Source organism: Phytopseudomonas flavescens, from assembly GCF_900100535.1.
Lineage (GTDB): Bacteria > Pseudomonadota > Gammaproteobacteria > Pseudomonadales > Pseudomonadaceae > Aquipseudomonas > Aquipseudomonas flavescens.
Genome location: NZ_FNDG01000001.1, coordinates 242,843 through 255,743 on the forward strand (window position 1 = coordinate 242,843; position 12,901 = coordinate 255,743).

Annotated in this window: 18 protein-coding genes; all 18 read left to right on the forward strand. The window is 63.4% G+C overall.

What is annotated here, in order from left to right; translation table 11 throughout:
- Positions 1–97 precede the first annotated feature (97 nt).
- The 18 genes from BLR94_RS01140 to BLR94_RS01220 all read left to right on the forward strand — a co-directional run bounded on the left by BLR94_RS01140 (position 98) and on the right by BLR94_RS01220 (position 12,896).
- Entirely contained in the window at positions 98–457 is a 360-nt protein-coding gene (locus BLR94_RS01140) for a hypothetical protein (protein ID WP_084305470.1), read from the forward strand.
- The gene (locus tag BLR94_RS27450) at positions 454–612 is read left to right on the forward strand and encodes a hypothetical protein (RefSeq protein ID WP_167359692.1); all 159 of its coding nucleotides are present in this window, start codon (positions 454–456) and stop codon (positions 610–612) included. The genes BLR94_RS01140 and BLR94_RS27450 overlap by 4 nt, the downstream gene beginning before the upstream one ends.
- On the forward strand, positions 605–817 hold the full coding sequence (locus BLR94_RS01145; protein WP_084305471.1) for a hypothetical protein: 213 nt from the start codon (positions 605–607) through the stop codon (positions 815–817). The genes BLR94_RS27450 and BLR94_RS01145 overlap by 8 nt, the downstream gene beginning before the upstream one ends.
- The gene (locus BLR94_RS27455) at positions 810–950 is read left to right on the forward strand and encodes a hypothetical protein (protein WP_167359693.1); all 141 of its coding nucleotides are present in this window, start codon (positions 810–812) and stop codon (positions 948–950) included. The genes BLR94_RS01145 and BLR94_RS27455 overlap by 8 nt, the downstream gene beginning before the upstream one ends.
- 234 nt (positions 951–1,184) lie before the next feature.
- Positions 1,185–1,412: a helix-turn-helix transcriptional regulator gene (locus tag BLR94_RS01150; protein WP_084305473.1), complete on the forward strand. Its 228-nt coding sequence runs from the start codon at positions 1,185–1,187 to the stop codon at positions 1,410–1,412.
- A gap of 10 nt (positions 1,413–1,422) precedes the next feature.
- Positions 1,423–2,202 carry a hypothetical protein gene (locus BLR94_RS01155; RefSeq protein WP_084305475.1) on the forward strand — a complete coding sequence of 260 codons (780 nt, stop codon included), beginning with the start codon at positions 1,423–1,425 and terminating at the stop codon, positions 2,200–2,202.
- A gap of 5 nt (positions 2,203–2,207) precedes the next feature.
- A complete protein-coding gene (locus BLR94_RS01160) occupies positions 2,208–3,218 on the forward strand; it encodes a DUF1351 domain-containing protein (protein ID WP_084305477.1) in 1,011 nt (336 codons plus the stop codon).
- Positions 3,219–3,289: 71 nt separating this feature from the next.
- Complete coding sequence (locus BLR94_RS01165; protein WP_084305479.1) at positions 3,290–3,874, forward strand: 3'-5' exonuclease; 585 nt, start codon at positions 3,290–3,292, stop codon at positions 3,872–3,874.
- A 10-nt stretch (positions 3,875–3,884) separates the two neighbouring features.
- The gene (locus tag BLR94_RS01170) at positions 3,885–4,373 is read left to right on the forward strand and encodes a zinc-finger-containing protein (protein WP_084305481.1); all 489 of its coding nucleotides are present in this window, start codon (positions 3,885–3,887) and stop codon (positions 4,371–4,373) included.
- A 10-nt stretch (positions 4,374–4,383) separates the two neighbouring features.
- A complete protein-coding gene (locus BLR94_RS01175) occupies positions 4,384–4,782 on the forward strand; it encodes a hypothetical protein (RefSeq protein WP_084305483.1) in 399 nt (132 codons plus the stop codon).
- A gap of 11 nt (positions 4,783–4,793) precedes the next feature.
- A complete protein-coding gene (gene rdgC, locus BLR94_RS01180) occupies positions 4,794–5,714 on the forward strand; it encodes a recombination-associated protein RdgC (RefSeq protein WP_084305485.1) in 921 nt (306 codons plus the stop codon).
- Positions 5,715–5,752: 38 nt separating this feature from the next.
- A complete protein-coding gene (locus BLR94_RS01185) occupies positions 5,753–6,535 on the forward strand; it encodes a hypothetical protein (protein ID WP_084305486.1) in 783 nt (260 codons plus the stop codon).
- Between the two features lie 6 nt (positions 6,536–6,541).
- The gene (locus tag BLR94_RS01190) at positions 6,542–6,811 is read left to right on the forward strand and encodes an Arc family DNA-binding protein (protein ID WP_084305488.1); all 270 of its coding nucleotides are present in this window, start codon (positions 6,542–6,544) and stop codon (positions 6,809–6,811) included.
- A 238-nt stretch (positions 6,812–7,049) separates the two neighbouring features.
- On the forward strand, positions 7,050–9,605 hold the full coding sequence (locus tag BLR94_RS01200) for a DNA methyltransferase (protein ID WP_084305492.1): 2,556 nt from the start codon (positions 7,050–7,052) through the stop codon (positions 9,603–9,605).
- Positions 9,602–9,847: a hypothetical protein gene (locus tag BLR94_RS01205; protein WP_084305494.1), complete on the forward strand. Its 246-nt coding sequence runs from the start codon at positions 9,602–9,604 to the stop codon at positions 9,845–9,847. Before BLR94_RS01200 ends, BLR94_RS01205 begins: the two co-directional genes overlap by 4 nt.
- Positions 9,847–10,572, forward strand: coding sequence for a hypothetical protein (locus BLR94_RS01210; RefSeq protein ID WP_084305496.1), 726 nt, complete (start codon positions 9,847–9,849; stop codon positions 10,570–10,572). Before BLR94_RS01205 ends, BLR94_RS01210 begins: the two co-directional genes overlap by 1 nt.
- 12 nt (positions 10,573–10,584) lie before the next feature.
- Positions 10,585–12,657: a DNA cytosine methyltransferase gene (locus tag BLR94_RS01215; protein ID WP_084305498.1), complete on the forward strand. Its 2,073-nt coding sequence runs from the start codon at positions 10,585–10,587 to the stop codon at positions 12,655–12,657.
- A complete protein-coding gene (locus BLR94_RS01220; RefSeq protein ID WP_084305499.1) occupies positions 12,654–12,896 on the forward strand; it encodes a hypothetical protein in 243 nt (80 codons plus the stop codon). The genes BLR94_RS01215 and BLR94_RS01220 overlap by 4 nt, the downstream gene beginning before the upstream one ends.
- The last annotated feature ends 5 nt before the right edge of the window (positions 12,897–12,901 follow it).

The window sequence follows — 12,901 nt, forward strand, 5'->3', positions numbered from 1 at the left end:
CTGGCGGGTTTTTTTTGGCCTGCGAAAAAAATGCGCTTGACGCCATTGGCGTGGGACGTCTAATTTATGGCGTACCACGCAAGCAGCGAGCGCAATTATGTACCTCAGCCAAAGCATCATCGACTCAGCAAAGAAGCAACCCTCAGTCATCCTGAGCGAGCTGGATCGTCAACAGCAGCGCGTCCGTTCGCTGGATGCCTTGAAGCTGATTGTCGTGAACGAGATCCAGCAAGGCGATCCTGCCCTGTGCAGTGCCTTCGCCGATTTCTGCGCCACCAGCTTGGACAGTGACACCACTGTCGCTCTGTGCCTTTCCCGAATTCACCGCGACAACAGCCTGCAGGGTGAAGCTCTGAAGTGGCTGCGCCAGCACGTCGACAAGTGCCAAGAGCTGTTCGTGGCTGTTGAAGTCGAGCGCCGCATCGCTACCGCCCTGGTGCAGGAGCTGCCCCAGTGAACACTCACAACGAATGGCGCACTCGCCTGGATCCTCGCGCCCCGGACTACCTCGACCCGCTCAGCACTGAAGAGCAGGAAGAAGAAGCGGAAGCCGAGCTGTACGCCGGCGAAGGCGGCCAACTGTATCGCCAGTGGGATTTCGACCATGTCTGAGACTTCCCGCCGCCTCATCCGCCGCGCGATCGCCGACCTGGCGCGCAGTCAATGCGCCAGCGTCCAGCACCGCGCCATCAACTTCGCCTATGCCACCGGAATGATCGAGCTGGCGTATGCCGAAAACCTGATCACCGATGCCGAGCACGACGACTTTCGCCGTCAGGCAGACATCGCAGACAACCAGGAGGCTCGCCGTGCTTAAGCCATTTACCGGCCAGCAGTTCGCCCAGGCAATGGCCCTGGCGATCGCGGCAGGGCTCACCAGCCCCGCACAGATCAAACGCACTGTGCGCCGCCGCGGCACCTGGTTCATCACCTGCGAGGTGCCGGCATGAGTGACAGCGTGTTCTGCGTCTGCCTGACCTTACTGGTGATCCTTTTCGCCGGTGATACGAGCCTGATGGACGCCATCCAGGTGTACCTGATCAGCGGGGAGTGCGCGCCATGACCCAGTACCAGCGAGCCCGACGCATCGTGCTCTGGCGCAGCTTCGCCGCAGCACTCGGCTTCTTCATCGTTTTCATTGTCGCGCTCGGCCTGGCCGATCGCATCGCCAATTGGTGACCCACATGTCCACAGCCACACCAGCCAACACGCTTATCCGCCTGCCGGAGGTGTTGAAGATGACCGGCCTGTCTCGCGCGACGATCTATCGCCGCATGGGCGCCGGCACCTTCCCCAAGTCCGTCGATATCGGCGGTTCCGACGCGCGCAGCGCACCAGTTGCCTGGCCCCTCGATGAAATCGAAGGGTGGATCGAACAACGCAAGAACGCCCGCGCAAACGTCGCGGCATAGGAGAGCCACCATGGCCCTGGAAAAATCCAACCCGCATATGCAGCTGTGGGATTCGGTGAAAACCACCGACAAGAAGTACACCAAGACCCAGCAACTGGACGGCCGCCCCGTCACCAGCATCAACGGCATGTACATCGTGCAGCGTGCTACCGAGGCATTCGGCCCAATCGGCAAGGGCTGGGGCTACGACATTCTGGTTGATCGCTTCGATCAGGGCGCCCCCATCACCGGCAAGGACGGCATCCTGCTTGGTTACGAGCAGGTGCACACCATCCAGATCAAGCTCTGGTACGTCCGCGGTGGCAAGCGCAACCACGTGACCCACTACGGTCACACTCCGTTCGTTCGCAAGAGCCAGTTCGGCCCATACACCGACTTCGACGCGCCGAAGAAAAGCCTCACTGACGCCATCAAGAAATCCCTGAGTCTCGTTGGCTTCAGCGCTGACGTGCACCTGGGCATGTTCGAAGACGAGGTTTATCTCGAAGGCCTGAAGCTGAAACAGCGCCTCGAGGAAGCCGGCGAAGACGGCGCTCAGGAAGTGTTGAGCGAAGCCAAGGCCGAATTCCGCAACTGGGTCGAAACCCAGATCCAGATCCTGGGCAAGGCCAACAACCAGCGCGCCCTGGAAGCGCTCCGCAAAAACGTCTGCGCCAAGGCGCGCGAAAAAGCTGAGGTCGTGAATTACGACCCAAGCGACATCGAGCAACGCATCAACGAGGCGGCGGCTGAGCGCATGGCCTTCCTCGACGAGAAATATCCATCCGCACGTCTCACCACCCCGGAGTAACCGCCATGACTATCGCCAATGACGTGGATCTGAAGACCGGCAAAGTCAACATAGCCGAATACAGCAAAACCGATGCTGCCCTCGCCAGCCTGCGCGAGCGCTACCAGACCGTGCCCGATGCTAACACCGAGGAAGGCTATGCCTTCGTCAAGGATGGCATCAAAGAGCTGACCGGCCTGCGCACCAAGCTCGAAGCCGCCCGCAAGGCCGCCAAAGAGCCACACCTTCAGGCCGGCCGCATCCTCGATGCCGAGGCCAAGCGCATCACCACCGCGCTGGTCGCCCTGGAAGATCCGATGAAGGCAGCCAAAAAGCTGGTCGACGATCGCATCGAGCGCGAGCGCCAGGAACGAATCGCGCGTCTGCAGAAGAAGGTCGACGCCATCGTGGCCATGCCCGGCCTGGTGCGCGGCAAGTCGAGCCAGGAAATCACCGACATGCTCGACCGCGTCGGCGAGATCGACGCGATGCACGACTTCTACGACCTCACCAAGGAAGCCGTGGCCGCACGCCAGAACGCCATGGACGAGCTGACCCAGATGCTGTCCGACCGCCTGGAATTCGAGGTTGCCGAGGAGGCGCGCCAGAAGGCAGAGGCCGAGCACGCTGAGCTGCAACGCAAATTCGACGAGCAGCAGGCGGAAATGCAGCGCCAGCAGCAGGATATCCAGCGCCAACAGGAAGAAATGCGCCTGCAGCGCGAGCAGCTTGAGCGTGAGCGCGCTGCCCTGTTGCCAGCTGTTCCCACCGAAGAAAGCCCTGCACCGGTTGCCGAGGCCGCAGCGAAGGCAGTTGTCACCGAGCCTGCTCCTGCGAAACGCATCGCCCAGGACAACCGCCAGTGGCGCGCCGTCGTTACCGACAAGTCCGCCCTCATCGCAGCGATCGCCGCCGGCTACGGCACTGAAGATCTGCTGATCATCGACCAGCTCGCCCTCGACAGCCTGGCCAACGACAAGCGCGCCGCCCTGGAACTGCCTGGCGTCATCGCCCAGCCCGTCAACCGCGCCGCCTAACCAACCCTGAATTGCCCGCCGCGCCGGCCTTCCGGCGTGGGTTGGGGTTCCTACACCCTGGAGTCAGCAAAATGAGCACTGATACCAACGTATTCGATTTCGAAACCACCGGCATCCCGGACTGGAAACAGCCGAGCGAAGCCGGCCACCAGCCCCATATCGTCGAGGTTGCCGCCCTGCTGTGCGACGCCTCCGGCAACATCATCGACCGCTTCCAGGCCATCGTCCGCCCGGCCGGCTGGGAGATCAGCGAGGAGATGACGGCGATCCATGGCATCACCATGGAGCAGGCCATGGACGAAGGCATCCCGGAAATCGAAGCCCTCGAAGGCTTCCTGTCGATCCATGCCCGCGCTGGCATCCGCGCCGCCCACAACGCCACCTTCGACGATCGCATCGCCCGTATCGCCATCGCCCGCTACCACAGCAAAGAACTAGCCGACTCGTTCAAGACCTCCACCACGAAGTTCTGCACCTGCTACGAGTCCCGCCCGGTGCTGAACCTGCCCGGCAAGAAGCTCCCCACCCTGGCCGAGGCCTACAAGCACTTCACCGGCGAGGATCTGACCGAGGCGCACCGCGCCATGCCTGACGCCCTCGCCTGCGCCCGCATCTACTTCGCCCTGCAGGGCGTTGCTATGCCAGCAGCAGCCTGAGGCGTCGACCATGATCGATCCGCGCGCCCACAGCCCCGAACCAATCGTGCCCCCTGCTCCGCTGCCGGTGGTGAGCCGCCGCCGTCTGCTGCGCATTCGGGACGCATTGCCAATCCCGACCCAGTGCAACTGCTGCCAGGGCACGCGCATCGAGCTGGTCGACAACGCCGCCATCTACAACGGCACCAGCTACGGCGAGTGGCCCTACGCCTACCTCTGCCGCGATTGCTTCGCCTACATCGGCCTGCATCCGGGCACCGATCTGCCGCTGGGCACCCTGGCCAACAAGCCGCTACGCCTTGCGCGCAGCAGCAGCAAGAAACCATTCGAACGGATCTGGCGTGACGGCCACATGTCGCGCTCTGCGGCCTATGCCTGGCTCGGCCAGCAGATGGGGCTGCAGCCCGACGAGTGCCATTTCGGCCTGTTCGACATCCCGCGCTGCCTGTTCGCCCGCCAGGTCTGCCAGCAGTTCCTGAACTCCGTCGCGATTCACTGAGGAATCAGCCATGCACCATCTCACAACACTCAACCTGCCGACCCCGTCATCCAAGGAAGCCGATCGCCAATGGCTGGCGGCAATGATGGCCAAATCTGGGGCCGTGCAGGTCATTGAGTCACCAATCGAGCAGCGTCCGCTCAGCAATCGCCAATGGACTGCATCCAGCATGACCGTCATCACCCCGGCGCGTCGTGAAGAGCAATCGCAAAAGGCTGCCCGCAAGGGTGGCCGCCCGTTCGGCACCACCGCCGACGACAGCGCGCTGGTCGAGCGCGCCAAGGCCATGGCCTTCATTGGCCTGTCCCGCTACGCCGCATCCCGCCAACTGAAGATCGGTTGCGACCGCCTCGACCGCATCTGCCGTGCGCACGACTTCTCGTTCACCAACCGCCCTAACGCAGCCTGAGGATCATCACTATGTGGTTTCGTAATCTCCTGATTTACCGCCTCACCCAAGCTGTCGAGTTCACAACAGAAGCGCTCGAACAGGCACTACGCCAGAAGCCCGCCCGCCCCTGTGAAAGCCAGGAGCTGGCCACCTATGGCTTCGTCTCGCCCTATGGCAAAGGCGAAGACGCGCCCCTGGTGCGTGAAGCCCAGGGCTTCCTGCTGATCGCCGCCCGCAAGGAAGAACGCCTGCTGCCCGCCAGCGTGGTAACCGAAGCCGTGCGCGAGAAGGTCGAGGAAATCGAAGCCGACCAGAACCGCAAGGTGTTCCGGAAGGAGCGCGACCAGATCAAGGACGAGATCATCCAGGCGTTCCTGCCCCGCGCGTTCACCCGCAAGAAGGCCACTTTCGCCGCAATCATGCCGGCCGAGGGCCTGGTGCTGGTCAACTCCAGCAGCCCCAAAGCCGCCGAAGATCTGCTGTCGACCTTGCGTGAAGCGATCGGCAGCCTGCCGGTGCGTCCCATCACCGTGAAGATCGCGCCCTCCGCCACCCTCACTGATTGGCTGAAGACCCAGCAGGCCGCGGCCGACTTCCACCTGCTGGATCAGGCGTTCCTGCGCGACACCCACGAAGACGGCGGCTCCATCGCCGCCAAGCATCAAGACCTCACCGGCGAAGAGATCCAGGTGCACCTCAGTGCAGGCAAGCAGGTCACCCAGCTGTCGATGGCCTGGCAGGACAAGGTGTCCTTCGTACTCGACGACAAGCTGGTCATCAGCCGCTTGAAGTTCGAAGACCTCCTGCAAGAGCAGGCCAGCAACGACGGGGGCGATGACGACGCCAGCCAGTTCGACGCCTCCTTCGTCCTGATGATGCTCACCTTCCGCGAATTCCTACCGGCGCTGCTCGAAGCGCTGGGCGGCGAAGACATCCCTACCGGTATCTGACCCGACCACACGACTTCGACCATTCCGAGGGAAACACCATGACTCAGCAAACTCTGCAGCAACTGCTCACCGATCGTATCCTGGCCTATACCGCCAGCGCGCGCCCGGCCGAGCTGATCGACGCGGGCATCGACAAAATGTTCAAAGAGGTCATTGACGACACGTTCCGCAGCTACGGCGACTTCACCAAGATGATCAAGGAGGCCGTGAAAGCGGCCTTGCCAGCCAATGTAAGCGACTTCGTAGAACTGGACCGCTACAACGCCCTGATCTCCAACGCGCTCAAAGAACGCTGGAGCGCCCTCGGCGTGGAATCGAGCCTGGTCGAAAACGCCCACAAAGCGATTGATGAAATCTTCAGCGATGGTGGTGTGCTGAAGGCCGAGTACGGACTGCGTGAGCTGATCCAGGCCTTCATCGACGACCACAAGGAGGAGGCAGCCGAAAACCGCTGGGAAGCGCCTGAGGTTCGCCTGGAAGAAGTCGAGCAGTACGGCACCAAGTTCATACACCTGTACTTCGATCCCGAGCCGGAATCTTCCTTCATATCGGCTGGCTACCAACGAAGCGGACGGAGCGAATACCAGCTCAAGCACGCCGTGCATATGCGGGTCGAGGAAGAACGCGACACCGGCGATCGGTGGCGCGAGTCCGATCAGATCTGCGACGTCTACTCGGCAAAGCTCGACGACAAGAAGATCGGCGTGGCCATGCGCATCAATACCAAGTGGGAGCGGATCATCGCCGCCCTCTACTTCGGCAACGCCAAGTTGGTAGTCGACTGCGATCCGCAGGACTTCAGCTATGGCCTGTACGAGTAATCGGCCATGACTAATTCCCGCAACGCCGACAAGTTCGTAATTCGCTTGCCTGATGGCATGCGTGCACGTGTAGAGCAGATGGCACGTGACCAGTACACCAGCATGAACACCGAGATTGTCCGGGCAATCGAGGCGCATCTGGCCGGCCAAGCGCGCCAGGCCCTGCTGCTGGAATCGCTGGAGCTGAACCTGCAGTACCAGGGCTTCCTTGCTGCCGGCAACACGCCGATCAGCTTCGAGCAGTGGCGCACAGAAAATGCGGGGGTGCCGGCATGATCCGCGAAGCCACCACGTTCCACGTTTCCCTCGCCATAACATACGTCATCGCCCGTGCGCGCCGCCCCAGGGCGCTTGACGGCACCCTACATGACCGGGCAACTGGTCGCCCGCTGACTGGCGAAGAGGTGCTAACCGTCGCCCGTCAGTGCGCCGAAAAGGGCTATGAGGTGATTCCGAGCTGCGACCATGTCGGCTCGAAGGGTGAATGTCTTGGCCATCCCGCGGAGGCCTCGGCATGACCGTCTGCTACGAGAAGTTCCTGCAGCAGAAGGTCTGTGTGGCGCCGACCTACGGCTTCGAAGTGCTGCCGGAGCTGGTAAGCGATCGCATGAAGCCCCACTGCCGGGCCATCGTGCCCTGGCTGCTGGCTGGCGGCCGGCGCGCGCTGTTCGCCAGCTTCGGCCTGCACAAGACCGTGATCCAGCTGGAAGCTGTACGCCTGGCTGCCGAGCATGCCGGCGGCCGCGGGCTGATCACCATTCCGCTGGGCGTGCGCCAGGAGTTCCGCCGCGATGCGGTCGAGCGCCTGGGCTGGGCCGAGCCGCCGCGCTTCATCCGCAGCATCGAGGAGGCGGACGCCACCGGCGTCTACCTCACCAACTACGAGACCGTTCGCGACGGGAAGCTGGACCCGCGTCACTTCGTAGCCACCAGCCTGGACGAGGCCGACTGCCTGCGCGGGTTCGGCGGGTCGAAGACATTCCGCGAATTCATGCGGCTGTTCGCAGGCGACGACCGCCAGGCCGGCGTGAAGTCCGAGGGTATTCGGTATCGGTTCGTGGCCACGGCCACCCCATCGCCGAACGACTACATCGAGTTGCTGGCCTACGCCGCCTACCTGGGTGTGATGGATATCGGCGCAGCGAAGACCCGTTTCTTCAAGCGCAACAGCGAGAAGGCCGACAGCCTGACCATCCACCCGCACAAGGAAGAGGAGTTCTGGCTGTGGGTGGCCAGCTGGGCGCTGTTCGTCCAGAAGCCCAGTGACCTGGGCTTCAGCGATGACGGATACCAGTTGCCGGAACTCGACCTGCACTGGCACGAGCTGCCGAGCGACCACAGCCAGGCCGGCGCCGAGAAGGATGGCCAGGGCCGCCTGTTCGCCAATGCAGCGATTGGCGTGCAGGACGCCGCCAAGGTGAAGCGCAGCAGCCTGTCGGCGCGCATCGCGTGCCTGCAGCAGATCCGCGCCGAGAATCCTGACGCCCACCGGCTCATCTGGCACGACCTGGAAGCAGAGCGCCACGCGATCGAGGCAGCCATCCCGGGCGTCGTCAGCGTCTACGGAAGTCAGCCGCTGGATGACCGCGAGCAGCTGATCGTCGAATTCAGCGACGGCAAGTTCCCAGAGTTGGCCGCCAAACCCGTCATCGCCGGCGCCGGCTGCAACTTCCAGCGCCACTGCCACCAGGCCGTGTTCTTGGGCATCGGCTTCAAATTTCGCGACTTCATCCAGGCCGTGCACCGCATCCAGCGGTTCGGCCAGACCAAGCGCGTCCGCATAGACCTGATTTACACCGAGGCCGAGCGCGACATCCGCCGCCAGCTCGAGCGCAAGTGGAATCAGCACGACCAGCAGGCACAGAAAATGACCCAGATCATCCGCGAATTCGGCCTGGCGCACGCAGCCATGGCCAGCCAGTTGGCGCGCTCGCTTGGCGTGCAGCGCGTCGAGGCCTCCGGCGAGCGCTACACCGTCGTGAACAACGACTGTGTGCTGGAGACCCAGCAGATGGAAGCCGACAGCGTGCACCTGATCTGCACCAGCATCCCATTCGGCAACCAGTACGAGTACTCGCCCAGCTACAACGACTTCGGCCACACCGACGACGCCGAGCATTTCTGGCAGCAAATGGACTTCCTGATCCCCGAGCTGCTGCGCGTGCTTCAGCCCGGCCGCGTCGCCGCTATCCACGTGAAAGACCGCATCACCCCCAGCGGCATCTCCGGCCTGGGTTTTCAGGTAGTGGATCCGTTCAGCGATCAGTGCGTCGCAGCGTTCCGCAAACGCGGCTTCGGCTTCCTGGCCCGCAAGACCATCACCACCGACGTGGTGCGCGAGAACAACCAGACATACCGCCTGGGCTGGACTGAGCAATGCAAGGATGGTTCGCGCCAGGGAGCCGGCATGCCGGAGTACTTGCTGCTGTTTCGCAAACCACCGACCGACCGCAGCAACGGCTACGCCGACCTGCCGGTGGTCAAGGACAAGGAAACCTACACCCGCCCGCGCTGGCAGTTCGACGCGCACGGCTACATGAAATCCGGTGGTAACCGTCCGCTGATACCGGACGATCTGGATGGCCTCGACCAGGCCGCAATCTTCCAGATGTTCAAGCGCCACAGCCTGCAGAACGTCTACGACTTCCGCCACGACGTGAAGATCGCCGAGCACGTCGACAAGTCCGGCTGGTTGCCCAGCACCTTCATGCTGCTGCAGCCGCAGAGCTGGCACCCAGACGTGTGGACTGATATCACCCGCATGCTCACCCTCAACAGCACCCAAGCTGCCAAGGGCCGCGAGCAGCACATCTGCCCGCTGCAGTTCGACATCGTCGACCGTGCCATTGAGCAGTACACCATGCCGGGCGAGGTGGTCTATGACCCGTTCGGCGGCATCGGCACCACCCCGTATCGCGCTATCAAGCTTGGCCGCTACGGCCGTGCCTGCGAACTCTCCCCGCCCTACTTCCTAGATATGGCCGCCTACTGCGCCGCCGCTTCCCGTGAAATGGAAATGCCCGACCTCTTCGCCCTGCTCGATGCTGAGCAGCAGGACGGTGCGGCATGAACATCTATCGCCACACCTTCGTTTCTGAGTGCCCGGCAGATGGCGACCAGATCGTTTACAGGCTGGAAATCCAGTCCAAAGCAATGATCCACGTCGAGCACATCCGCACTGCCACCGCATTGATCAAACGCGGCTACCACGAGGAGATCGCCGACCAACTGCACCAGCGCTTCGGCGGTGAGCAGCACATCGTCGCGGTACACCAAGGCGTTGAGATCGAAACCGTGAGGGTTCCGGCGTGATGATCCACTACCACGGAACCCCGGTAGGAGGAGGCAGGCTCGACGCAGCCAAGTTCTTGACCGGACGGCACGCGCTCGTGCCGTTCCCGCGTCAGGATGACATCGGAGTCGTAGCGGAAGTGTGCCAATCATTCTGCTTCGACAACGGCGCGTTCAGCATCTGGAAGCGCGGCGGCCAACTCGACGTCGACGGTTACATTCGATGGGTCGATGACTGGCGACTGCACCCGGGTTTCGACTGGGCGCTGATTCCCGATGTGATTGACGGTGACGAGTCCGCAAACGACCTTCTGCTCGAGCAGTGGCCAGCCCATTTGCCAGGGGTGCCTGTCTGGCACCTGCACGAGTCTGTAGAACGCCTACAGCGGCTGGCAAGGTCTTGGCGCACCGTAGCTCTTGGTAGCTCAGGCCAGTGGGCAACCCCCGGCACAGCCGCGTGGTGGAAGCGTCTCAGCGAGGCGATGAACGCCATCTGCGATGACCAAGGCCGTCCTGCATGTCGGCTACATGGCCTTCGCATGCTCGATCCACAGATATTCAGCCGCCTGCCGTTCGCCAGCGCTGACAGCACCAACGCGGCAGTCAACGGCGGCAGCATTCCCCGATTCGGCATGTACCCCCCTCCTACTGCAGGCCAGCGCGCCGCAGTGATTGCCGATCGCATCGAATCCCACAACTCAGCACCGACCTGGTACCGCAGTGGCCAGGCCGAGCTTGCTCTGTAAGGAAAATGTCGAATGACCTCCTTCAAGAAACCAACCCCGCTGGAATTTCGCACCCAATACGGCCTGGCCTTCGACGACATGACCAGCGAAATCAACGTCGACCTGTTCGCAGGTGGCGGCGGCGCCAGCACCGGTATCGAAATGGGCCTTGGTCGTCCGGTGCACATCGCGATCAACCACAACCCGGCGGCGATCAGCATGCATGAGGCCAATCACCCTGGCGCGCTGCACCTGCAGACCGACGTCTGGGAAGTTGACCCCGTCGAAGTGCTCGCCGGCCGCCAGATCGGCTGGTTCCACGCCTCGCCCGACTGCACTCACCACAGCCAGGCCGCCGGCGGCCAGCCGCGCAGCAAGGAGATTCGTGACCTGTCCTGGGTGGTGAACAAATGGGCCGGCATCGCCAAGCCCCGCATCATCAGCCTCGAGAACGTGAAACAGATCCGCCAGTGGGGTCCGCTGATCGCCAAGCGCTGCAAGAAGACTGGCCGCGTGGTGACGCTTGAGCAGGTGAAGTGCCCCACCACCAACAAGATGGTGAACCGCATCGCTGAGCCCGGCGAACGCGTGCCACGGCACAACCAGTTCCTGGTACCGGACCCGAAGCACAAGGGCCGTACCTGGCATCGCTTCCTGGCCAGCCTGCAGGCGCTGGGCTACGTGGTTGAACACCAGATCCTCAAGGCATGCGACTTCGGCGCGCCGACCAGCCGCGAGCGCCTGTTTCTGGTGGCCCGCCGCGACGGTCAGCCGATCGTATGGCCGGCGCCGACGCACGCAGCCAAGCCAGGCAAAGGCCAGCGGCCCTACCGCACCGCGGCAGAGTGCATCGACTGGAGCGTGCCGAGCAAGAGCATCTTCGGGCGCAAGAAAGAGCTGGCCGAAGCCACCAAACGCCGGATTGCCAAGGGCATCCACCGTGAAGTGCTGGGCAAGAAGAAGCCCTTCATCGTGCCGGTGACGCACCAGGGCGCCGATCGCCTGCACAGTCTGGACGACCCACTGCGCACCATCACCGCGGCCAACCGCGGAGAGCTGGCTGTGTGCGCACCGCACATCGTGCCGATCGCCAACTGGTCAGTGGGCAACGTGCAGGCCGCCGATCAACCGCTCAACACCGTCACCTCGTGGCCGCGTGGCGGTTCATTCGCCATGGCAGGCGCCACGCTGATCCAGACTGGATACGGCGAGCGCCCCGGGCAGGAGCCTCGCGTGCCTGGTCTGGATAAGCCGGTCGGTACCGTGGTCGCCGGCGGCGTGAAACACGCCCTGGCGAGCGCCGTACTGGTCGGCGCCGGTGGTCCCGAGTACGGCGGCAAGCCTGTTGGCGTGGATCAGCCGATCGGCAGCCTGCTGGCTCAGAACCACCGGGCGATGGCCACGGCATTTCTCGCCCAGGCCAACGGCGGGTACAACACCACCCATTCGAAGCCTGCAACCGACCCGATGACCACCGTCACCAACAAGGGCAGCCAGCAGCAGCTGGTCACCGCCAACCTGGTGCATCTGCGAGGTAACTGCGACTCGCGCGACGTGCAGGATCCGCTGCACACGATCAGTGCCGGCGGCCAGCACCACGCCGCGGCAACTGCTTTCCTCTCCCGCCAGTTCGGCCACAGCATCGGCCAGGGCCTGGACGAGCCGGCGCCGACCATCACCGCCGGCGGCGGCGGGAAATCCGCGCTGGTCGAGCTGCAGCTGTCACCCGATGACGAAGCCGGCGCGCTGCGCTGTGCTGCCTTCCTGATCAAGTACTACGGAATGGGCGAGAACGTAGTCGGCATGGGCGACACGGTGAGCACCATCACAACCAAGGACCGCCTGGCTCTGGTCACCGTGTGGATCGGCGGCGACCCGTTCGTGATCGTCGATATCCACCTGCGCATGCTGAAGCCGCACGAACTCTATGCCGCGCAGGGCTTCCCGCCGAACTACATCATCACCCACGGTCACGACGGGCGAGAGTTCACCGTCAGCGAGCAGGTGCACATGTGCGGTAACAGCGTCAGCCCGCCGCCGATGGCAGCGATAGCCAGGGCGAACAATCCATGGGGCGAGAGCCAGCCCAGGCTGGTGGCGGCATGACCTGGTACGCAACAAGCTGGCAGCACATGACCGAAGTGCACCAGCAGGCTGAGGCCGAGGGCAAGTTTGCCCACGGCATCGCCAAAGCGATCGATGACTCGTACCCCTTCAGCGAGCGTTCGGGCTGGGCCTACAAGGCCTGGCTCGACGCCCGGCGCGAGTACTTCCGCAAGAACGACCTGCCGCTGCCCCGGGCGAAAGCCCCGGGGCCGGACCTGCTGACGGAGCCGCAATTGTGATCCCG